The following is a 21,877-nucleotide window of genomic DNA, read 5'->3' as shown; positions in this document are numbered from 1 at the left end:
GTGTTCACTGAAAATCCTGTGGGAGCTGGCTTGCCAGCGATGGGGTCAGTCCAGTCAGCACAATCCTATTGAGCAGCCCTTGCCGGCAACAGCTTAAGGGTACTGCGCGTATTGGCCGTCACCTCTTCCTCGCTGAAATGCGCCTGCACATACATCCCCTCGACGTACTCCTCGGCCTGATCGTCGTAATGGCTGTCGAACGGCACACCGCTCTGGCCGACCGGGTTGATGGTCAGGCTGTGCGCCGGGTCGGCGAAGTCCACCAGGCGCCGCGTCGAAGGTCCATAGGTCACCGGCCACGGCGCCGGGCCGAGCTTGGCCGAGAGGTTGTTCGGCACTTCGTGGCTACCCGGCGCAGCGAACGGCCCGACATTGACGATCCGGTCCAGCGGCTTCTGCTGACCCAGCGGATGACCGTGGGTCAGGGTGTGCGCCGTGCCCCATTGCCAGTTGGACGGGTTATCGCCGAGGGTCTGTTTCAGATGCGTCATGCTCGCCTGCCACGCCGCTTTGACGACGTCGGCGCGAGTCTCCCTGTTCGGCGTGTTGCGGTTGTCCCACCACGGTGAATCGGCGTTCGCCGCCAGTCGCGGCAGGGCGGCATCGATCACCCGGGTCGACAGCAGCGTTTCGAAGAAGTCGTTGCCCAGCTCATCACGCATCGCCGCATCGGCGAGGTCGTAAAGAAACTGGTTGAACAGCGTCGCGCTGACCGAATCCAGCGGATAGTCGCCTTGCCACTGCGCCAGTTGCTCGACCAGTTTCAGCTGCGCCGGATCGCTCACCACTTCCCGCAACACCGGCAGCAATGGCGCCAGGGTACGCGGGCCGTAGGCGGTGGTGGTGCCCAGTTGCAGATTCTGGTTGGCCTCGTTGCTCCATTTCACGCTCTTGTCGCTGAGCTGGCGGTTGAGCTGCTGGCCGCGATCGGCGAGGTTGTAGTAACCGGGGATTTCCATCCCGGTCGGCGACAGCGGCTGGAAGTTGGCCGAGACGATGTAGCCGCGCGCCGGGTTTTCTTCCTGCGGGTTGGCGCTGAACGGGTAGTAGCCGTCCTTGTCCGCCTGATTGCTGCTGCCGTCGAGGATGAACTCGGGCTTCACCCCGGCCGGGCGTTTCGGCAACAGCGCCGAGGCCCACCAGGCGATGTCACCCTTGGCGTTGGCGTAGACGATGTTCAGCCCCGGCGCCTGCACCTTGGTCGCAGCGGCCCGGGCCTTGGCCAGGGTGTCGGCGCGATTGAGCTGGTAGAAACCTTCGAGAATCGGATTCGGCGTTTCGAGGAACGCCCACCACATGGCGATCGGTGTCTTGCCGGCGGCAGTGCCGAGCGCATCATTGACGATCGGACCATGGGGCGACTGGCGCAAGGTCAGCGTCACCGGCGTCTGGCCCTTCACGGCGATCTGCTGCTCGGAGCTGACCAGATCGGTCCACTGGCCGTGGTACCAGACCTGATTCGGGTTGTCCGGGTTGACCTTCTCGGCGATCAGATCCAGATCGTCGTTCTGGAACATGGTCAGGCTCCAACCGAAATCCAGGTTGTGCCCCAGGAATGCGAACGGCACCAGCGCCTGATGATGGCCGTAGAGCTCAAAGCCCGGTGCCGACAGTTGCGCCTCGTACCACACCGACGGCACCGAGAAGCGAATATGCGGATCACCGGCCAGCAGCGGTTTGCCGCTCTGGCTACGGCTGCCGGCGATCACCCAGGCGTTGCTGCCTTCGAATTGCGGCAGGCCGTTTTCAATCAGCGCCTGCTCGCTGAGACGGGCGAGGGCATTGAGGTCTTGCCAGTCACCGGCGGCGAGGGTCGGCGACTTCTTGGCCTGACCTTTGACGAGCACGCCTTTGGGCTGCCAGTCGAGGTCGAAGACGTTGAGGTAATCGGCGCCGAGTTGATCGCGCACGTAGGTCAGCAGTGGCTCGGTGCGAAACGCGGCGGCAAAGCTGTAGGCCATGTAACCGGCGACGCTGATGCTGTCTTCGGCGGTGAACGGCCGCTTGGGGATGCCCAGCACGTCGAACTCGATCGGCGCGGCGTGGCTGTCCTGATATTGGTTGATGCCGTCCAGATAGGCTTGCAGGGCCTTCCACGCCGGCGACTGTTTATCGAGACTGGCGACATAACGGGCGGCGCGTTCGCGAATGCGCAGGCTGCGGAACAGTTTGTCGGTGTCGAGCAGCTTCGGCCCGAGCACTTCGGCCAGTTCGCCACGAGCGAGGCGGCGCATGGCTTCCATCTGGAACAACCGGTCTTGAGCGTGCACGTAGCCGAGGGCGCGATACAGATCGGTTTCGTTCTCGGCACGAATATGCGGCACCCCGCGTTCGTCGTAACGCACGGTCACCGAACCCTGCAGATTGCGCAGCTCCACCTGGCCCTGACGCGTCGGTTGCTTGCTATAGACGTACCCGCCGACACTGGCGAGCAGGACAACGATGAGCAAGGCAAGAACGGTGAAAACGCGTTTCATGGTGACTCCTTGTGCATGCGGGATTGCCGCCCGTCGGGCTGCAAACATTTAGCACAGACCTTCCGTGCCGTGCATCGCTGTCCTCGAAAAGTCCGGAATGCCTTACTGCGCCACCACCGGCCAAGGGCAATAACAACCGACCGCCAGGGTGTGAGTGGCGTTGACCGGGCGATCATCGGTCAGGGCATTGAGGATCGGTTCGATAAAGCTGTTGCTGGAGTTGCAGGTCAGCCCTTCGCTGTAAGGGCCGAAGTACGCCAGTTTGCCGCTACGGTCCCAGATCGCCACGGCGGGACTGGCCGGGATCTGCTCGGAGCCGGGCAATACCGCGATGGTTTTCAGATTGCTCAGGGGGGCGGGTAACTGGCCGTGGGAGCCGGCGCGCTGCACGGCGAAGAATTCCACACCGCGCGCGCCGTACTGCTCGACCATCTCGGTCAGGTGCTGTTGATTGCCGACGTTGCACGGGCAGGCCGGGTCCCAGAAATGCACGAGACGGATTTTGCCGGGGCCGGCCAGTTCATCCGGCAGGCGCAACGGGTCCCCGGAAAACACGGCGGTGTGCTGACTGAACGCGCGCAGATAGCGCCCCTGAAACCAGTCGTACGCCGCCCACAGCACCCCGGCACACACAAGCGCGAGCAGGCTGGCAAACAGTGCGGTGCGGTAGGGCGAGCGCATGGTTTTTCGATCCTCGAAGGGGGGCTAGCTTGCCATGCTTGCCGCAACAGATGAATATCGCAGGCCGATAAAGTCTGTTTACCGCTTTGGAATACCCGCATGCCTGACACTTTTGATGCCGATCATTTACGCGCCAGCCTCAAGCCTTTGGCACAGTGGCAGCCGTTGTCGGACGAGGCGAAGGCGTATCAGCGGTTCTATCAGACCGACTTCCCCGAGCGTGATGTCTGGCGCGGCATGGGCCGTTTCGAGGTAGACGGCTATGAGCTGGTCAGCCATTGCTGGTGGCCGGAGAAGGTCAAGGGCACGCTGTTTCTGCTGCACGGTTTTTACGATCACACCGGGCTGTATCGGCATGTGATCGAGTGGGCGCTGGATCAGGATTTTGCCGTCATCGCCTGCGACTTGCCGGGTCATGGTTTGTCGAGTGGGCCGCGGGCGAGCATTCGCGACTTCTCCGAATATCAGGACACGTTGCAAGCGTTGTTCGCTGAAGCCTGTTCGATTGCCCTGCCGCAACCCTGGCACCTGTGCGGGCAAAGCACTGGCGGCGCGATCGTCGTCGATCACGTGCTCAATCATGGCGAGAACAGTCCGGCGCAGGGCCAGTTGATTCTGCTGGCGCCGCTGGTGCGTCCGCGCGCCTGGGGCTGGTCGCAGCTCAGTTATTACTTGCTGAGGCCTTTCGTGCGGGGCGTCACCCGGCGCTTCAGCGAGAACTCCAACGACCCGGATTTCCTGCCGTTTCTGCAGGCCGACCCGCTACAGCCCAAACGCTTGCCGACGGCGTGGGTCGGTGCGCTGTCGCGCTGGATCATCCGTGTGGAACACGCGAAAAAAAGTCCGCGACGGCCGCTGATCATTCAGGGGCAGGCGGACATGACCGTGGACTGGCAGCACAACTTGCAGGTGCTGAAGTGGAAGTTCGATCGGCCGCAGATTCTGCTGCTGCCGCAGGCGCGGCATCATCTGGCGAATGAGACCCTGGAGATGCGCGAGGAGTATTTCGAGTTTCTGAACAAGCGGATCAGAGGGCGGAATCTTTAGCGTATTCGAGGGCCTTATCGCGAGCAGGCTCACTCCTACAATTAATCGCGGTCTCCTGTAGGAGTGAGCCTGCTCGCGATGGCGGTCTGACAGTCGATGAAGATCACTGGCCGAGGTTCGAAGCGCTTTGCCCCACCGCCAACCCCGCCCGGATCGCCGCCAGCGCCGCCTGGTAATACGCCTTGCCCTCGCTGGACTCGGCAAAGGTCGCGAACTGCTCCAGTTCGTCATCCGACAGATCGCGATAAACGTAGAGCAGCGTGTTGTTCAAGTCGGTGCCGATCTGCTCCATCAGGCGCTGGCGCTGACCGTTCAGCATGCCTTGCGCCTGACCGCCACCAAGCAGGCCGGGAATCATCGAACTCAAACTGTCCGCCGCCACCCCGGCAATTGCCAGACTGACTTCGGCGCCGGCCTCGCGTGCCGGCAGCGCTTGCGCCAGATGGCCGATGATCAGCAGGCGGCTGTCGCTGGCCTGCATCTTCGGCAGGCCCTTGGCGTTCTTCGCCAGTTGATCGCGACGGGTGGCGAGCAATTCAGCGGCGACAATTTTCTTGCCCAGCGGCGATTGAAAGAACGTCAGCGCCGGTTGTGGATCGGCCAGGTGCTGGCGCAATTGCGCTTCGGCACGCTGATCCATGGCCTGGGGGGCGAAGCGCTGGTTGCTGTTGTTGACCAGGGCTTGAAACACCGCCGGCGGCAGGTTGTTCTGGTAGCGCTGCTGCGCGGCACTCAGGGCATCATTGAAATGCGCACGTTGATCTGGCCAGCCGGCGATCTTGTACAACTGATCGTGGCCGTCCGCCCAGGCGGGCAAAACGCAGAACATCAACAGTGAAAAAAGCAAACGGCGCATAGGGACTCCTGTCAGCAGCGGACTATTCTCCGTGCGGTGCCGGTACTTGTCGAGAATTCGTAGCAAGCCGCTGCGTGGCTCTGTCGGATTTCCTGCCGCCGGCATACTATGCGCGCCATGCAAATATCCTCTGAACACCCGCTGCTGTTACGCATCGTCGACGACCTGGCCGAACACGGCTGGTCGCAGCAGAACATTTTCCTGCCCGCAGGTTTGACCCGCGAGCTGGCGGCCGAGTGCCGCAAACGTGAGGCCGAGGGCGAGTTGGCGCCAGCGGCGGTGGGTCGTGGGCCGTTTTCGGAGATTCGCGAGGGCATTCGTGGCGACCACATCCAGTGGATCGACCCGGGCCAGGCCGAGGCCAGCGACCGTTATCTGAACCTGATGGACAGCCTGCGCGAGGCGCTCAATCGCGGCTTGTTCCTGGGGCTGGAGGATTTCGAATGCCACTTCGCCCTGTATCCGCCGGGCGCGTTTTACCGCAAGCACGTCGACCGTTTTCGCGACGATGACCGGCGCATGGTTTCGGCGGTGGTCTACCTCAATGACGCGTGGCTGCCGGAAGACGGCGGTCAGTTGCGCATGTATCTGGACGATGAGCGCGTCCACGATGTGCAACCCACCGGCGGCTGTCTGGTGGTGTTCCTCTCCGGTGAGGTGCCGCATGAAGTGCTGCCGGCGCACCGCGAACGCCTGTCGCTGACCGGCTGGTTCCGCCGCCGTGGCAACGAGCCGTTCTGATATGCAGAAGATTCTGGTCAGCCGCTGCTTGTTGGGCCACCGGGTGCGCTACGACGGCGGGGCCAGCGGGCCGTTCGATCTGCTTGAGCAGTGGATCACCGAGGGGCGTGTGGTGCCGTTGTGTCCGGAAGTCGCCGGTGGGCTGCCGACTCCACGGGCAGCGGCGGAGATCCCGGGCGGGCAGGGCACCGAAGTGCTCGATGGCAAGGCGGCGGTGATCACCACCGAGGGCGAGGACGTCAGCGCGCAGTTTCTCGATGGCGCGCGGCAGGCGCTGGCGCTGGTGCAGGAGCACGGTATCCGCGTCGCGGTGCTTAAGGCCAACAGTCCTTCCTGCGGGAATTTGCTGACTTATGACGGGACGTTCAGTGGGGTGAAGGTCTCGGGAGAGGGTGTGACGGCTGCGCTGCTCAAACGCCATGGGGTGCAAGTCTTCAGTGAGCTCGAACTACCGCAGGCCGCTCTGGCCCTGACCCAACTCGACTAAAAGCCCACCCCGGATTCTTCTGTAGGAGCTGTCGAGTGAAACGAGGCTGCGATCTTTTGATCCTTAAAAACAATCAAAAGATCGCAGCCAGCGGCAGCTCCTACGGTTTGGTGAGCCACTTTTGTGACAATGCCGCCAAGCGCCCATCCGCCTTGATCCGCTGCAACGCACCCGCAAGGCTCGCCTGAAACGCCGGGTTGCCCTTCTGAAACGGAATAGCCAGCTCCACCGGGGTCGCCTTCGGCTTCTCCTCGGTCAGCGCCTGTACCAGCACCATCGGTCGTGGCTGCTCATCTTTCTTCGCCCATAGCTGCGAGTCGACCTTGCCGTAAGACTCGCTGAAGTCGAAACGATCCTTGAGTTCAGGTGTCAGTGCTATGTGATTGAGCGCAACGTCGTATTTGCCGCTTTCAACGCCCTGGAGCAGGTCGGCTTCGTCGGTGACGATGAAGTCGGCGCGTACATCCAGCTCGTTGGCCAGCAGTTGCCCAAGCTCGACCTCGAACCCCCTGAGTGTGTCGCCATCCTTGAAATTGAAGGGCGGTGTATTAGCCTCAAGGGCAATGCGCAACTCGCCACGGTCGTTGATGTCATCAATCAGTTCGGCGTGAGCCAGAGGGCTCAGAAGGGGTAGCAGGCAGATCAGGCCAGGCAGAAAGCGCATGGTCACTCCTTTGAAGTCATTATTGCGATGCTCTGAGTCAGGCTCGCTTTGCTATGGTTGTCGAGTGCCTTCGACAACGAATGGTCATGAAGTTGTCATGACCGCGCGGATTTTACGGAAAAACTGGAGAAGAGAATGAAAACGTTTATGTCACGAGCAGCCTTGGCTGGCCTGTTGATGGGTGTTTCAGTGCTGGCCAGTGCAGCGACCCCGGCACCCAAGGGCGCCGAAGTGTTCATCGTTTCTCCCGAAGACGGGGCCACGGTTTCTCAGGAGTTCAAGGTCAAGTTCGGGGTCAAGGACGTTGCGCTGGCACCCGCCGGTGACGTCACCAAGAACACCGGTCACCACCACCTGCTGATTGATGCCAAGGAAATCGTTCCGGCCGGTTCCGTCGTGCCGACCGACGCCAACCACATGCACTTCGGCAAGGCACAGACCGAGGCCACGATCAAACTGGCCCCGGGCAAGCACACCTTGCAACTGGAGCTGGGTGACAGCGGCCACATGGCGTTCGATCCGCCGATCGTGTCGAAAAAGATCACCGTCAACGTCGAATGACGTTTTCGCTCGCATGAAAAAGGGAGCCCGAAGGCTCCCTTTTTTGTCGCTCAGCGTCGGATCAGAACAACACGCGGCTACGGATAGTACCGTTGACGTGTTGCAGCTTCTCTTGCGCCAGCTCCGAGTACTCGGCGTCGACGTCGATCACCACGTAACCGACTTTCTCGTTGGTCTGCAGGAACTGACCGGAGATGTTGATACCGTTTTCGGCGAAGACCTTGTTGATCTCGCTCATCACGCCCGGAATGTTCTCGTGGATGTGCAGCAGACGGTGCTTGCCAGGGTGAGCCGGCAGGGCCACTTCCGGGAAGTTCACCGACGAAACGGATGTACCGTTGTCGCTGTACTTGACCAGTTTTTCCGCCACTTCCAGACCGATGTTGGCCTGCGCTTCGGCAGTCGAGCCACCGATGTGCGGGGTCAGGATCACGTTGTCCAGGCCACGCAGCGGGCTTTCGAACTCTTCGTCGTTGGAGCGTGGCTCCACCGGGAACACGTCGATGGCCGCGCCGATCAGGTGCTTGTCCTTGATCGCGTCCGCCAGGGCGTCCAACTCGACCACGGTGCCGCGCGCGGCGTTGATCAGGATGCCGCCCTTCTTGATGGCGCGGATTTCCTTCTCGCCGATCATCCACTGGGTCGCGGCGGTTTCCGGAACGTGCAGGGTGACGATGTCGGACATGCCCAGCAGCTCGTGCAGGTTGCCGACCTGAGTGGCGTTGCCCAGCGGCAGCTTGGTCACGGTGTCGTAGAAGAACACCTGCATGCCCAGACCTTCCGCCAGAACCGACAACTGCGTACCGATCGAGCCGTAGCCGACGATGCCGAGTTTCTTGCCACGGATTTCGAAGGAGTTGGCTGCGGACTTGATCCAGCCGCCACGGTGGCAGGAAGCGTTTTTCTCAGGAATGCCGCGCAGCAGCAGGATCGCTTCGGCCAGCACCAGTTCCGCGACGGAGCGGGTGTTGGAGTACGGCGCGTTGAACACGGCGATGCCGCGCTCGCGGGCAGCACTCAGGTCAACCTGGTTGGTGCCGATGCAGAAACAGCCGACCGCGACCAGCTTCTTCGCGTGATCGAAGATCTCTTCGGTCAGTTGGGTGCGCGAACGAATGCCGATGAAGTGAGCGTCAGCGATCTTTTCCTTGAGCTCGGCTTCCGGCAAGGAGCCTGTCAGGTATTCGATGCTGGTGTAGCCCGCCGCCTTGAGGACGTCGACAGCCGATTGGTGGACGCCTTCGAGAAGAAGGAACTTGATCTTGCTCTTATCGAGAGAAGTCTTGCTCATCTGCGTAAACCTGTATCCCGGAGAAAAATGGCAGGAAATGGTCAACAGACATTGACCTGGACGACAAGAAAGCCGTCACCGCAGAACTGGCCTTGGGCACTGGCCTGCGGGGTCGGTATGCTAGCATAGCCACCCCGCTAAACACTCATTCCTGCGACGTGAAGCGTCTTCAGGATGACCATGAATTGTTCGAGAGTTCTGTCGATGACCAATCCTGCCCTGATTGATGAACTGAAGACCTTGGTCGAGCCTGGCAAGGTCCTGACCGACGCCGACTCCCTGAATGCGTACGGCAAGGATTGGACCAAGCACTTCGCCCCCGCGCCGAGCGCTATCGTGTTTCCTAAGACCATCGAGCAGGTGCAGGCCATCGTCCGCTGGGCCAACACCCACAAAGTGGCGCTGGTGCCATCCGGCGGGCGCACCGGGCTGTCCGCTGCCGCCGTGGCCGCGAATGGCGAAGTGGTGGTGTCGTTCGACTACATGAACCAGATTCTCGACGTGAACCTCACTGATCGCACCGCCGTGTGTCAGCCGGGTGTGGTCACCGAACACTTGCAGGACGTCGCCGAAGAGAACGGCTTGTACTACCCGGTGGACTTCGCGTCGGCCGGTTCCAGTCAGATTGGCGGCAATATCGGCACCAATGCCGGCGGGATCAAGGTGATTCGCTACGGCATGACCCGTAACTGGGTCGCCGGCCTGAAAGTGGTCACCGGCAAGGGCGATGTGCTGGAGCTGAACAAGGACCTGATCAAGAACGCTACCGGTTACGACCTGCGCCAGTTGTTCATCGGCGCCGAAGGCACCCTCGGGTTTGTGGTTGAAGCGACCATGCGTCTGGATCGCGCGCCGAAAAATCTCACCGCGATGGTCCTCGGCACCGCCGACTTCGACTCGATCATGCCGGTGCTGCACGCCTTCCAAGGCAAACTCGACCTGACCGCGTTCGAGTTCTTCTCCGACAAGGCCCTGGCCAAAGTGCTGGGCCGTGGCGATGTGCCGGCGCCGTTCGAGACCGATTGCCCGTTCTATGCGTTGCTGGAGTTCGAGGCGACCAGCGAAGAAGTGGCCAACACTGCGCTGGAAACCTTCGAGCATTGCGTTGAGCAGGGCTGGGTACTGGACGGCGTGATGAGCCAGAGCGAAACCCAGCTGCAGAACCTGTGGAAGCTGCGCGAGTACATCTCCGAGACCATCTCGCACTGGACACCGTACAAGAACGACATCTCGGTCACCGTGTCGAAAGTGCCGGCATTTCTGCAGGAAATCGACGCGATCGTCGGCGAATACTACCCGGACTTCGAAATCGTCTGGTTCGGCCACATCGGCGACGGCAACCTGCACCTGAACATTCTCAAGCCGGATAACCTGAGCAAGGACGAGTTCTTCGCCAAGTGCGCGACCGTCAACAAGTGGGTGTTCGAAACCGTCGAGAAGTACAACGGTTCGATCTCCGCCGAGCACGGCGTGGGCATGACCAAGCGCGACTACTTGACCTACAGCCGTTCTCCGGTCGAAATCGAGTACATGAAAGCGGTCAAAGCGGTGTTCGACCCGAACGGCATCATGAACCCGGGCAAGATCTTCGCGGTTTGATTGGCAATCCCCTGAATCAATGAAGGCAGGAGTCGGTAAATGAGCTATCAGCACCAGTATGTCGACGGCACGCGCATTCACTTCCCGATCGGGAAAGTCGTGTGCATCGGCCGTAATTACGCCGAACACGCCAAGGAACTGGACAACCCGGTGCCTACCGAGCCGTTGCTGTTCATCAAGCCAGGCAGTTGCGTGGTGCCGCTGGAAGGCGGTTTCAGCATTCCGACCGAGCGCGGTTCGGTGCACTACGAAGCGGAAATCGCCGTGTTGATCGGCAAGCCGCTGTCGACTAAGCCGAGCCGTGAAGAAGTGCTCGACGCGATCTCCGGGTTCGCCCCGGCGCTGGACCTGACCCTGCGTGACAAGCAGGCCGAGCTCAAGTCCAAGGGCCTGCCATGGGAAATCGCCAAGTCGTTCGACGGCGCGGCGGTGATTGCCCCGTTCGTGGTCGGCAGCACTTTCCCTGACCTGACCGACATCGGCATTCGCCTGACCATCAACGGTGAAGTACGCCAGGACGGTAACAGCAGCGCAATGCTCAACCCGATCGTGCCGATGATCCAGCACATGGCCGGCTGCTTCTCGCTGCAGGCTGGCGACGTGATCCTCACCGGCACGCCAGTGGGCGTCGGCCCGCTGAATGTCGGCGACGACATCGTCCTGGAACTGGTTGGCGCGAGCAGCTTCACCAGCAGCGTTCGCTAAGAGCAAAAGATCGCAGCCTGCGGCAGCTCCTACCCCTGTCTCTGTAGGAGCTGCCGCAGGCTGCGATCTTTTGATCCGGCTTTATAAGGCAGTGGCAATCCCGCCATTTGCCGTTTTTTTCACATCCTGTCCGGATAATTCCTCTCATTCTGGCGTCTGAGCCGGCCTCTTTGTGCTATTACCCATAGCCTGAATATTCGGAATGCGTCCCTGATGTCCGCTCAAACTCAGCTCAAAACTTCCCGTCGTTCACGTTTTGCCCTGCGCTGGTATGTCTGGCTGTTGCTGGTGCTCGCTGTCGCTTATGGCGTGGCGCATATCATGCATTGGGACGACCGTGGTCTGCTGTGGCTGCGCGAGCGACTCGAGACTCAGGCCGAGCAGAAGGCAAGCATCTGGTTGCCGGATTATCGGGCGGTGATCGACGGCAAGCTGCTGCCGGGCATGGAAAAGGACGAGGCCTCGGACCTGTCCTACAACCCGCAGACCAAAACCCTGTTTTCGGTGATGGGCAAGAACCCGTTCCTGGTCGAATTGACCCTGCAGGGTGATGTGCTGCGCAAGATGCCACTGGTGGGCTGGAGCAATCCGGAAGGCGTGACCGTGTTGGAAAACGGCCTGATGGCGATTGTCGACGAGCGCGAGCACTTGCTGACTATCGTCAAGGTAGATGCCAATACCCGCGAGCTGAATATCGCCGACTTCCCGAAATACGATCTCGGTCCGTCGAAAAACCAGAACAAGGCGTTCGAGGCAATCACCTGGGATCCGCGCAACCAGCAGTTGCTGCTGGGCGAAGAACGGCCGCCGGCGCTGTTCACCTGGAAAAGCGACGGCAGCCAGATCCTCAAGGGCGACAAGCAGAAGCTGGCCAATGATGAGCTGGATATCCGCAACCTCTCGGCACTGGCCATCGACCCGCGTACCGGCCACACCCTGGTGCTGTCTGCCGACTCGCACCTGTTGCTGGAACTGGACGAGAAGGGTGAGCAGGTCAGCTTCATGACCCTGCTTGGCGGCTTCAATGGTTTAAAGGACACCATCCCCCGCGCCGAAGGCGTGACCATGGACGACGCGGGTACGCTGTACATGGTCAGTGAGCCGAACCTGTTCTATCGCTTCGAAAAGCAGAAATAACCACCTGAATCTCTTCCTGTAGGAGCTGCCGCAGGGTCATCTTGTGGCCTGAGGCAAGTGGCCATTAAGCTTCAGTTCAGACAGGCGTGATATTTCATCCGCCTGTTTTGATCCGAGCCTGCCCGAATGCGTCGACTTGCCCGCCCCAAACCTCTGTTTGTCATCCTGTCGGTGGTTGCCCTGATCGTGTTGATCGCGATCGGCCAATACCTGCGCCTGTTCGAGCGCGCCTGGTTCAATCTGCATACCTTGTGGCAGCCGTTGAGCAGTGAGGCCATTGGTCTGGATCAATACCGGGTCGAGGTCGAGGCCAGGATCATCGACGGCCTGAACGACGATGTTTCGGCGCTGACCTACGATCCGGTGCGCAAAAGCCTGTTCACCGTGACCAACAAGAATGCCGAGCTGGTCGAGTTGTCGCTGGAGGGCAAGATCCTGCGGCGTATCGCGCTGATCGGCTTCGGCGATCCTGAAGCGGTGGAGTTCATCAGCGCCGACACCTATGTGATCACCGACGAGCGCCAGCAACGCCTGATCAAAGTCCATTTGGAGCAGGACACCACGTTCCTCGATGCGGCGGATGCCGAACAGATGACCCTGGGCGTGCACATGAGCGGCAACAAGGGCTTCGAAGGCCTGGCGTATGACTCGGTGGGCAAGCGCCTGTTCGTCGCCAAGGAACGTGATCCGATGCTGATTTATGAGGTGCACGGTTTTCCGCACTTCAATCCGGAAAAGTCCTACGCGGTACACGTGATCAACAACCCCAAGCGCGATGCCGGGATGTTCGTGCGCGATCTGTCGAGCCTGCAATACGACGAGCGCAGCGGCCATTTGCTGGCGCTGTCCGACGAGTCGGGGCTGATTCTGGAACTGGATGTGGACGGGCGGCCGCTGAGCACGCTGTCGCTGAACAAGGGCCGGCAGGGTTTGCGCAAGAGCGTGCCGCAGGCCGAAGGCATTGCGATGGATGACGACGGGACGTTGTATCTGGTGAGTGAGCCGAATCTGTTTTACGTCTTCAAGAAACCTGCGCAACCTTGACTAACACCACAAACCACTGTGGGAGCTGGCTTGCCAGCGATGGCGGCCTGTCAGTCAACATGGTTGTTGAATCTGACGACCTCATCGCTGGCAAGCCAGCTCCCACAGGTTTATTCGTCTGCCCATAACTTGTGGGCAATCGGGCTTACTCAGCCTTCAGCGTCTTCACACCTTCGCTGGTGCCCAGCAACAGCAGATCCGCCGGACGCGCCGCGAACAGGCCATTGGTGACCACGCCGACGATCGCGTTGATCTGCGCTTCCAGCTCCACCGGGTTGGTGATCTGCAGGTTGAACACGTCGAGGATGATGTTGCCGTTGTCGGTCAATACGCCTTCGCGGTAAACCGGGTCGCCGCCCAGTTTCACCAATTGGCGGGCGACGTGGCTGCGGGCCATCGGGATCACTTCGACCGGCAGCGGGAATTCGCCCAGCACCGGCACCAGTTTGCTGGCGTCGGCGATGCAGATGAAGGTCTTGGCCACGGCCGCGACGATCTTCTCGCGAGTCAGGGCGGCGCCGCCACCCTTGATCAGGTTCAGGTGCGCATCGCTCTCGTCGGCGCCGTCGACGTAGAACTCCAGGTCGCTGACCGTGTTCAGCTCATACACCGGAATCCCGTGGCCCTTGAGGCGTGCGGCAGTGGCTTCGGAGCTGGCGACCGCGCCATCGAACGCGCCCTTGTGTTGGGCCAGCGCATCGATGAAGCAGTTGGCGGTGGAGCCGGTGCCGACCCCGACGATGCTCTTGTCGTCGAGTTTCGGAAGGATGAAGTCGACGGCGGCCTGAGCCACTGCCTGTTTGAGTTGATCCTGGGTCATGCGGGCTCCGGAAGCGGGCAAGGTGAGTACGGAAAGGCCGGCATTATAGGCCCCGCGACAAGGCAGGGGGAAACACCCTGTGGTGAGGGGATTTATCCCCGATGGAGGGCGAAGCGCTCCCCGGCACTCCTCCCAAATATTGCGCTCTCAGGTTGACGACGGCTGCGCCGCCGATCGGGGATAAATCCCCTCACCACAATGAGGTTTACATCACAAAGTGTTCGCCCCGGCTAAAACCCCCTGTTCAGTGTGGTCGTGCGCCCAAAAGCCGGGTTAGACTCGTCGGTCCCGCCCAATCGCCAGTGATGCTTTCCGATGCTCGAACAGTACGTCAAAAAGATCCTCACCTCGCGCGTTTATGACGTTGCCGTAGAAACCCCGCTGCAGAATGCTCGCCAGCTCTCCGAGCGGCTGGGTAATGACATTTGGCTCAAGCGCGAAGACTTGCAGCCGGTGTTCTCGTTCAAGATTCGCGGCGCCTACAACAAGTTGACCCAACTGACCGACGAAGAGCGCGCCCGTGGCGTGGTCACCGCGTCGGCGGGCAACCATGCGCAAGGTCTGGCGCTGGCGGCAAAAGTGCTAGGCGTGAAGGCGACCATCGTGATGCCCAAGACCACTCCGGAGATCAAGGTCGAAGGCGTGCGCTCGCGCGGTGGCAAAGTGGTGCTGCACGGCGATTCGTTCCCGGAAGCCCTGGCATACTCGCTGAAGCTGGTCGATGAAAAGGGTTACGTCTACATCCACCCGTACGACGATCCCCACACCATTGCCGGGCAGGGCACCGTGGCGATGGAAATTCTGCGTCAGCACCCGCAACCGCTGGACGCGATCTTCGTGCCGGTTGGCGGCGGCGGTCTGATTGCCGGTATCGCGGCGTACGTGAAATACCTGCGTCCGGACATCAAGATCATCGGCGTCGAGCCGGACGACTCCAACTGCCTGCAAGCGGCGATGGCCGCTGGTGAGCGTGTGGTGCTGCCGACCGTGGGCATTTTTGCCGACGGCGTGGCGGTGGCGCAGATCGGCCAGCACACCTTCGATATCTGCAAGGATTACGTCGATGAAGTGATCACCGTCAGTACCGACGAGATCTGCGCGGCCATCAAGGACATTTACGACGATACCCGCTCGATCACCGAGCCTGCCGGCGCCTTGGGCGTGGCCGGGATCAAGAAGTACGTCGAGTTGCGCGGCGTCAGTGGCCAGACCTTCGTCGCCATCGACTCCGGGGCCAACGTCAACTTCGACCGTTTGCGCCATGTCGCCGAGCGCGCCGAGCTGGGTGAAGGCCGTGAAGCGATCATTGCCGTGACCATCCCGGAGCAGGCCGGCAGCTTCAAGGCCTTCTGCGAAGCGATCGGCAAGCGCCAGATCACCGAATTCAACTACCGCTACAACACCGGCAGCGAAGCGCACATCTTCGTCGGCGTGCAGACTCACCCGGAAAACGACCCACGCAGCGCACTGCTGGCGAGCCTGACCGGGCAGGGCTTCCCGGTACTTGACCTGACCGACAACGAACTGGCCAAGTTGCACATCCGCCACATGGTCGGCGGCCACGCGGCGCACGTGATCGACGAAGTGGTGTTTCGCTTCGAATTCCCGGAGCGTCCGGGCGCGCTGTTCAACTTCCTCAACAAGCTCGGCGGGCGCTGGAACATCTCGATGTTCCACTATCGCAATCATGGCGCGGCGGATGGTCGTGTCGTCGCAGGCCTGCAAGTACCGCATGACGAGCGTCATCTGGTGCCGGCGGCACTTGAAGAAATCGGCTACCCGTACTGGGATGAAAGCGAGAACCCGGCCTATCAGCTGTTTCTTGGCTGAGCGGCTACGCTGATGGGCAGGCCCTGAGGAAATCGAACAATGGAAACGTTAACTGCCCTGAAAGCCGCGCACATTGTCGCCACTGTAGTGTTGCTGGCCGGTGCGCTCGGGTTGGGAGTCTGGGTTTTTCTGGCAAAACGCAAAGGTGATGCAACGGCGGGCAGCCGCATCTTGCAACGGCCACGGGTGTTCATCTGGCTGTTGATGGGCCTGGCATTGTTGAGCATGCCGTTTACCGGCTGGGGCATGGTGCATCTGGTCGGCTGGCCGCTGGGGCAGACCTGGCTGCTGGCCTCAAGCGTGCTGTACACCGTGGCCGCGCTGGCGTGGTTCTGGTTGCTGGTGCGGTTGAATCGGTTGCGCAAGGCGCCGGGTGGCATTGGCAAGTTTACTTTTGCCTTGGCGTTATTCAGCTTTGTCTGTTTTATCGCCATTGCCGGGTTGATGGGCGCGAAGCCTGTGTGAAGCGAAAAGATCGCAGCCTTCGGCAGCTCCTACATGGGATGTATACCTGTAGGAGCTGCCGCAGGCTGCGATCTTTTGATCTTCAGTCGCGCAACGAAATTACCGGCCAGCCACGCTTCTCGGCCTCAGCGCGCAGATTCGGATCCGGATCCACCGCCACCGGGTTCGCCACCTGCTCCAGCAGCGGCAGGTCATTCATCGAATCGCTGTAGAAATAGCTGTCATCCAGCGAATACCCGGTTTCGTCGAGCCAGCGATTCAGGCGCGTCACCTTGCCCTCGCGGAAGCACGGAATATCAGTACTGCGCCCGGTGTAGCGGCCATCGACCATCTCGCACTCGGTGGCGATCAGGGTTTCGACGCCCAGGCGCACGGCAATCGGGGCGGTGACGAAGCGGTTGGTGGCGGTGATGATCACCAGTTTGTCGCCGGCGTCGCGGTGCTTTTTCAGCAGTTCCAGCGCCTTGGGCATCACGATCGGCTCGATGCAGTCGCGCATGTAGTCGTTGTGCCACTGTTCGAGCACGGCCATTTCGGTGCGGCCGAGGATTTCCAGGCAGAAGTTCAGGTACGCGGCGTTATCCAGTTGGCCGGCCAGGTAATCCTGATAGAACTCGTCGTTGCGCGTCTTGTACGCCACCGGATCGAGGAAGCCGCGTTCGCACAGATAATCGCCCCAGGCGTGATCGCTGTCGCCGCCCAGAAGGGTGTTGTCCAAATCGAATAGAGCCAGGCGCATTGCAGTTACCCGCTGAAAAGTCAGTAAAAAGGCGACAAGAATACGGTCTTTTCACAAGAGTGCACATAAGGTAGGAACCTTCGTTGCCGCCTTATCAAGCTTTGTGGAACAATGCGGCGACATGCGTTTGCGAGGTTGTTGCCGTGATCGACCCCGATGGTTTCCGCCCCAATGTCGGGATCATTCTGACGAATGACGCCGGCCAGGTGCTATGGGCTCGCCGTATCAATCAAGATGCCTGGCAGTTTCCACAAGGGGGAATCAACCCCGAGGAGACGCCGGAGGACGCCTTGTACCGCGAGCTGAACGAAGAAGTTGGCCTGGAACGTGAAGATGTTGAAATACTGGCCTGTACCCGGGGCTGGTTGCGCTATCGTTTGCCGCAACGTCTGGTGCGTACCCACAGCCAACCGCTGTGCATCGGCCAGAAGCAGAAATGGTTTCTCCTGCGCCTGATCTCCAACGAGCAGCGGGTGCGGATGGATTTGACCGGTAAACCGGAGTTCGATGGCTGGCGCTGGGTCAGTTATTGGTATCCGTTGGGCCAGGTGGTGACATTCAAGCGCGAGGTGTATCGACGCGCCCTCAAAGAGCTTGCCCCGCGCCTTTTAGCGCGCGACTGACGACGGAGTTCGACCCCGAGCCATGCTCAATACGCTGCGCAAGATCGTCCAGGAAGTTAACTCCGCCAAGGATCTCAAGGCGGCGTTGGGGATTATTGTGTTGCGCGTCAAAGAGGCCATGGGCAGCCAGGTCTGCTCGGTCTACCTGCTTGATCCCGAGACCAACCGCTTCGTCCTGATGGCCACCGAGGGCTTGAACAAGCGCTCGATCGGCAAAGTCAGCATGGCACCCAACGAAGGTCTGGTGGGTCTGGTCGGCACGCGTGAAGAACCCCTGAACCTCGAAAACGCCGCGGATCACCCGCGCTACCGCTACTTCGCCGAGACCGGCGAGGAGCGCTACGCCTCGTTCCTCGGGGCGCCGATCATTCACCACCGCCGCGTCGTCGGCGTGTTGGTCATCCAGCAGAAAGAACGCCGCCAGTTCGATGAAGGTGAAGAAGCCTTCCTCGTGACCATGAGCGCGCAGCTCGCCGGCGTTATCGCCCACGCCGAGGCCACCGGCTCGATCCGTGGTCTGGGCAGACAGGGCAAGGGCATTCAGGAAGCCAAGTTCGTCGGCGTACCGGGCTCGCCGGGTGCGGCGGTCGGTACTGCGGTGGTGATGCTGCCGCCGGCGGATCTGGACGTGGTGCCGGACAAACACATCACTGACATCGACGCCGAACTGGCGCTGTTCAAGACCGCCATCGAAGGCGTGCGCGCCGACATGCGCGCGTTGTCCGCCAAGCTCGCGACCCAGTTGCGTCCGGAAGAGCGCGCGCTGTTCGACGTCTACCTGATGATGCTTGACGATGCTTCGCTGGGCAGCGAAATCACCACCGTGATCAAGACCGGCCAGTGGGCCCAGGGCGCGCTGCGTCAGGTGGTCACTGAGCACGTCAATCGTTTCGAACTGATGGACGACGCCTACCTGCGCGAGCGTGCGTCGGACGTCAAAGACCTTGGCCGCCGCCTGCTGGCCTACCTGCAGGAAGAGCGTCAACAGAACCTGGTCTACCCGGAAAAAACCATTCTGGTCAGCGAAGAGCTGACGCCGGCGATGCTCGGCGAGGTACCGGAAGGTACACTGGTCGGTCTGGTGTCGGTACTGGGTTCGGGTAACTCCCACGTCGCGATCCTAGCCCGGGCCATGGGCATTCCGACGGTGATGGGTCTGGTCGACCTGCCGTACGCCAAGGTCGACGGCATCGAGGTGATCGTCGATGGCACCCGCGGCGAGGTCTACACCAACCCCAGCGATGTGCTGCGCAAGCAGTTCGCCGAGGTGGTCGAAGAAGAGAAACAACTGGCGCTGGGCCTCGACACCCTGCGTGATCTGCCGTGCGTGACCCTCGATGGCCATCGCATGCCGTTGTGGGTCAACACCGGTCTGCTGGCCGATGTGGCGCGGGCGCAGAAGCGCGGCGCCGAGGGTGTCGGCCTGTACCGCACCGAAGTGCCGTTCATGATCAACCAGCGTTTCCCGAGCGAAAAGGAACAACTAGCGATCTACCGCGAGCAACTCGCCGCGTTCCACCCGCAACCGGTGACCATGCGCAGCCTGGACATCGGCGGTGACAAGTCGCTGTCGTACTTCCCGATCAAGGAAGACAACCCGTTCCTCGGCTGGCGCGGGATTCGCGTGACCCTCGACCACCCGGAAATCTTCCTGGTGCAGACCCGCGCGATGCTCAAGGCCAGCGAAGGCCTGAACAACCTGCGGATCCTGCTGCCGATGATCTCCGGCACCCACGAACTCGAAGAAGCCCTGCACCTGATCCACCGGGCCTGGGGCGAAGTGCGTGACGAAGGCACCGACGTGCCTATGCCGCCAATCGGGGTGATGATCGAGATTCCGGCTGCGGTGTACCAGACCAAGGAACTGGCGCGGCAGGTGGACTTCCTGTCGGTCGGCTCCAACGACCTGACCCAGTACCTGCTGGCGGTCGACCGCAACAACCCGCGGGTGGCCGACCTCTACGACTACCTGCACCCGGCGGTGCTGCAAGCCCTGCAAACCGTGGTCCGCGACGCGCATGCCGAAGGCAAACCGGTGAGCATCTGCGGCGAAATGGCCGGTGATCCGGCAGCGGCGGTGCTGTTGATGGCGATGGGCTTCGACAGCCTGTCGATGAACGCCACCAACCTGCCGAAAGTGAAGTGGATGCTGCGCCAGATCAACCTGAGCAAGGCCAAGGATCTGCTGGCGGAGCTGATGAAGATTGATAACCCGCAAGTTATCCACAGCTCGCTGCAACTGGCGCTGAAGAATCTCGGGTTGTCGAAGATGAATCCGCCGGCGGTCAACAAGGCTCTCTAAAACCTTGTGGGCCTCTTCGCGAGCAAGCCCGCTCCCACATTTGACCGAGTTCTACCTTTGGAATGTGGTCGAATGTGGGAGCGGGCTTGCTCGCGAAGGCGTCAGTTCAAACGCTGCTAAACAGCAATCTCCACCTCGCCCAAATGCCCGCCATACGGCCCAAAGCTGCGCTCGACCATTCGCCGCGTGCCGTCCGCCTGCACAATCAACGCCGTACTCGCCCGTGTGCCATAACTCTGGCTGGCAATGAACACACTCGACAGCAGTGATTCGGTCGCCAGCCCGACCCCGGTATCCGGCAGTTCGGCAAACGGTGCGGTCTGCGCATCGCTCAATAACTCGAGCAGTCGCGCAGGCTGCGGATCATCCAGCACCGCACTCAGTGCAGCCTTGGCCTTGAGCAACTTCGGCCACGGTGTATCCAGCCCGGCATTCGACAGCCCGTAAACCCCGGGTTGGAGCATCACCGGCTCGGACGTCCGCGCATTGAAGTGCCACAGCTCATGGGCGTTGCCCAGCAGCAGGTTGAACCCGGCGTACTCCGGCGCGCGACCGACCACATCGCGCAAATAATCATCAATCGACGCATCATCCGTGAGAAACCGCGCCACCAGCTCTCCCCGCGACTTGCGCGCTGGTGGCTGGTGCGGATCGCGGATATTGGTCAGCGCGGCGAAGCGCCCATTGGCGCCGATCCCCAACCAGGTGCCGCCCGCCTCAAGATCGCGGCCGGCATGCACTTGCGGCGCGTCGGCCCATGGCGCCAGCGGCAGGCTCGGGCGGGCGTAGAACTCGTCACGGTTGGCCGCGACGATCAGCGGCTGGGCATGGCCCGGGCGCCAGGCGAATACGATCAGGCACATAAGGTGGTCCTTGTGTGTTTTCTGCTCACTCTACGCAGTCGGCGTCCGTGCATCCATCGTCAGTGGAGCCAAAGGGCATGCATCCGTTACCATGCCGCTCCGGTTTTGGGGATGCGTCTGGGAGACGGTCATGGAATTTCTGCTCTATCTGGCGTTGGGCGCCTGTGCGGGCGTGCTGGCCGGGCTGTTCGGGGTGGGCGGCGGGATCATTATTGTCCCGGTGCTGGTGTTCAGTTTTACCTTGCAGGGATTCGATCAGTCGATCCTCACGCATCTGGCGGTAGGGACATCGCTGGCGACCATCATCTTCACTTCGGTCAACGCCGTGCGTGAACACCATCGACGTGGTGCGGTGCGCTGGCCGATCTTCATGTGGATGACCGTGGGTATTCTGCTCGGCGCCGGTTTTGGGGCGCTGACGGCCGAGGCGATTTCCGGGCCGAACCTGCAGAAGATCATCGGCGTGTTCGCCTTGGTGATTGCCGTGCAACTGGCGCTGGAGGTCAAACCCAAGGCCAGTCGAACGGTGCCGGGCAAACTCGGTCTGACCGTGGCCGGCAGTGTGATCGGCTGGGCCTCGGCGATTTTCGGAATCGGCGGCGGTTCGCTGACCGTGCCGTTCCTGACCTGGCGCAGCGTGCCGATGCAGCAGGCGGTGGCAACGTCGTCGGCCTGTGGCTTGCCGATTGCTGTGGCAAGTGCGTTAAGTTTCATGATTCTGGGCTGGCATGATCCGCTGTTGCCGCCGCATAGTCTCGGTTTTGTCTATTTGCCGGCGCTGCTGGGCATTGCCCTGACCAGCATGGTGTTCGCCCGTCTCGGCGCGCGCCTGGCGCACAGGTTGTCGCCGCGCTTGCTGAAACGGCTGTTCGCCGCTTTGCTGTTTTGCGTGGGCCTGAATTTCCTGCTCTGACCTGCTGGTTCAGAGCAGGCCGCAATCCTGGC

The 21,877-nt window shown here is 61.3% G+C and carries 21 protein-coding genes; 13 read left to right on the top strand and 8 right to left on the bottom strand.

Features of this window, described 5'->3' with window-relative positions; translation table 11 throughout:
- Positions 1–65: 65 nt before the first annotated feature.
- Together JN524_RS08820 and JN524_RS08815 are read right to left on the bottom strand one after the other, a co-directional pair.
- Positions 66–2,477 carry a penicillin acylase family protein gene (locus JN524_RS08820; RefSeq protein WP_202369115.1) on the bottom strand — a complete coding sequence of 804 codons (2,412 nt, stop codon included), beginning with the start codon at positions 2,475–2,477 and terminating at the stop codon, positions 66–68.
- A 102-nt stretch (positions 2,478–2,579) separates the two neighbouring features.
- A complete protein-coding gene (locus JN524_RS08815; RefSeq protein ID WP_202369114.1) occupies positions 2,580–3,158 on the bottom strand; it encodes a DUF6436 domain-containing protein in 579 nt (192 codons plus the stop codon).
- 99 nt (positions 3,159–3,257) lie between these two features.
- On the opposite strand from JN524_RS08815, the gene JN524_RS08810 reads away from it, so the two are divergent.
- Positions 3,258–4,205 carry an alpha/beta hydrolase gene (locus JN524_RS08810; protein ID WP_202369113.1) on the top strand — a complete coding sequence of 316 codons (948 nt, stop codon included), beginning with the start codon at positions 3,258–3,260 and terminating at the stop codon, positions 4,203–4,205.
- Between the two features lie 103 nt (positions 4,206–4,308).
- On the opposite strand, the gene JN524_RS08805 is transcribed toward JN524_RS08810, so the two are convergent.
- The gene (locus tag JN524_RS08805; protein ID WP_202369112.1) at positions 4,309–5,061 is read right to left on the bottom strand and encodes a DUF2059 domain-containing protein; all 753 of its coding nucleotides are present in this window, start codon (positions 5,059–5,061) and stop codon (positions 4,309–4,311) included.
- Between the two features lie 108 nt (positions 5,062–5,169).
- On the opposite strand from JN524_RS08805, the gene JN524_RS08800 reads away from it, so the two are divergent.
- Positions 5,170–5,802, top strand: a complete 633-nt coding sequence (locus JN524_RS08800; protein ID WP_202369111.1) for a 2OG-Fe(II) oxygenase — start codon at positions 5,170–5,172, stop codon at positions 5,800–5,802.
- Between the two features lies 1 nt (position 5,803).
- Complete coding sequence (locus JN524_RS08795; RefSeq protein ID WP_202369110.1) at positions 5,804–6,289, top strand: DUF523 domain-containing protein; 486 nt, start codon at positions 5,804–5,806, stop codon at positions 6,287–6,289.
- 100 nt (positions 6,290–6,389) lie between these two features.
- Here JN524_RS08795 and JN524_RS08790 read toward each other — a convergent pair whose 3' ends face one another.
- Positions 6,390–6,953: a transporter substrate-binding domain-containing protein gene (locus JN524_RS08790; protein WP_202369109.1), complete on the bottom strand. Its 564-nt coding sequence runs from the start codon at positions 6,951–6,953 to the stop codon at positions 6,390–6,392.
- Between the two features lie 135 nt (positions 6,954–7,088).
- Between JN524_RS08790 and JN524_RS08785 the strand changes: the two genes are divergently transcribed.
- Positions 7,089–7,514: a DUF4399 domain-containing protein gene (locus JN524_RS08785; protein WP_027610528.1), complete on the top strand. Its 426-nt coding sequence runs from the start codon at positions 7,089–7,091 to the stop codon at positions 7,512–7,514.
- 61 nt (positions 7,515–7,575) lie between these two features.
- Here the strand turns inward: JN524_RS08785 and serA are convergent, their stop codons facing one another.
- Positions 7,576–8,805, bottom strand: coding sequence for a phosphoglycerate dehydrogenase (gene serA, locus JN524_RS08780; protein WP_003229219.1), 1,230 nt, complete (start codon positions 8,803–8,805; stop codon positions 7,576–7,578).
- Between the two features lie 204 nt (positions 8,806–9,009).
- Here serA and JN524_RS08775 point away from each other — a divergent pair, with 204 nt between their 5' ends.
- The 4 genes from JN524_RS08775 to JN524_RS08760 all read left to right on the top strand — a co-directional run bounded on the left by JN524_RS08775 (position 9,010) and on the right by JN524_RS08760 (position 13,290).
- Positions 9,010–10,404, top strand: coding sequence for an FAD-binding oxidoreductase (locus JN524_RS08775; RefSeq protein WP_202369108.1), 1,395 nt, complete (start codon positions 9,010–9,012; stop codon positions 10,402–10,404).
- A gap of 39 nt (positions 10,405–10,443) precedes the next feature.
- Positions 10,444–11,109: a fumarylacetoacetate hydrolase family protein gene (locus JN524_RS08770; RefSeq protein ID WP_202369107.1), complete on the top strand. Its 666-nt coding sequence runs from the start codon at positions 10,444–10,446 to the stop codon at positions 11,107–11,109.
- A 213-nt stretch (positions 11,110–11,322) separates the two neighbouring features.
- The gene (locus JN524_RS08765; RefSeq protein WP_202369106.1) at positions 11,323–12,246 is read left to right on the top strand and encodes an SdiA-regulated domain-containing protein; all 924 of its coding nucleotides are present in this window, start codon (positions 11,323–11,325) and stop codon (positions 12,244–12,246) included.
- Positions 12,247–12,372: 126 nt separating this feature from the next.
- A complete protein-coding gene (locus JN524_RS08760; RefSeq protein WP_202369105.1) occupies positions 12,373–13,290 on the top strand; it encodes an SdiA-regulated domain-containing protein in 918 nt (305 codons plus the stop codon).
- A gap of 145 nt (positions 13,291–13,435) precedes the next feature.
- Here the strand turns inward: JN524_RS08760 and rpiA are convergent, their stop codons facing one another.
- Positions 13,436–14,110, bottom strand: a complete 675-nt coding sequence (rpiA, locus tag JN524_RS08755; protein ID WP_007913886.1) for a ribose-5-phosphate isomerase RpiA — start codon at positions 14,108–14,110, stop codon at positions 13,436–13,438.
- Positions 14,111–14,425: 315 nt separating this feature from the next.
- On the opposite strand from rpiA, the gene ilvA reads away from it, so the two are divergent.
- Both ilvA and JN524_RS08745 read left to right on the top strand, forming a co-directional pair.
- Positions 14,426–15,940 (top strand): threonine ammonia-lyase, biosynthetic, encoded by a 1,515-nt coding sequence (ilvA, locus tag JN524_RS08750; protein WP_202369104.1) that lies wholly within the window; start codon positions 14,426–14,428, stop codon positions 15,938–15,940.
- 39 nt (positions 15,941–15,979) lie between these two features.
- On the top strand, positions 15,980–16,405 hold the full coding sequence (locus JN524_RS08745; RefSeq protein ID WP_202369103.1) for a DUF2269 domain-containing protein: 426 nt from the start codon (positions 15,980–15,982) through the stop codon (positions 16,403–16,405).
- An 82-nt stretch (positions 16,406–16,487) separates the two neighbouring features.
- On the opposite strand, the gene JN524_RS08740 is transcribed toward JN524_RS08745, so the two are convergent.
- The gene (locus JN524_RS08740; RefSeq protein ID WP_202369102.1) at positions 16,488–17,144 is read right to left on the bottom strand and encodes an HAD family hydrolase; all 657 of its coding nucleotides are present in this window, start codon (positions 17,142–17,144) and stop codon (positions 16,488–16,490) included.
- A 143-nt stretch (positions 17,145–17,287) separates the two neighbouring features.
- On the opposite strand from JN524_RS08740, the gene JN524_RS08735 reads away from it, so the two are divergent.
- Both JN524_RS08735 and ptsP read left to right on the top strand, forming a co-directional pair.
- Positions 17,288–17,767: an RNA pyrophosphohydrolase gene (locus tag JN524_RS08735; RefSeq protein WP_003229203.1), complete on the top strand. Its 480-nt coding sequence runs from the start codon at positions 17,288–17,290 to the stop codon at positions 17,765–17,767.
- A 22-nt stretch (positions 17,768–17,789) separates the two neighbouring features.
- A complete protein-coding gene (gene ptsP / locus JN524_RS08730; RefSeq protein WP_007965577.1) occupies positions 17,790–20,069 on the top strand; it encodes a phosphoenolpyruvate--protein phosphotransferase in 2,280 nt (759 codons plus the stop codon).
- 116 nt (positions 20,070–20,185) lie between these two features.
- Here ptsP and JN524_RS08725 read toward each other — a convergent pair whose 3' ends face one another.
- A complete protein-coding gene (locus JN524_RS08725; protein WP_202369101.1) occupies positions 20,186–20,932 on the bottom strand; it encodes an NRDE family protein in 747 nt (248 codons plus the stop codon).
- A 130-nt stretch (positions 20,933–21,062) separates the two neighbouring features.
- On the opposite strand from JN524_RS08725, the gene JN524_RS08720 reads away from it, so the two are divergent.
- Complete coding sequence (locus JN524_RS08720; protein WP_027610537.1) at positions 21,063–21,845, top strand: sulfite exporter TauE/SafE family protein; 783 nt, start codon at positions 21,063–21,065, stop codon at positions 21,843–21,845.
- Positions 21,846–21,877: the final 32 nt, after the last annotated feature.

It is taken from the genome of Pseudomonas sp. MWU318, assembly GCF_016756945.1.
Classification (GTDB): Bacteria; Pseudomonadota; Gammaproteobacteria; order Pseudomonadales; family Pseudomonadaceae; genus Aquipseudomonas; species Aquipseudomonas putida_A.
Note: the sequence above shows the minus strand (reverse complement) of the source record. Positions and strands in the feature narration are given on the sequence as shown.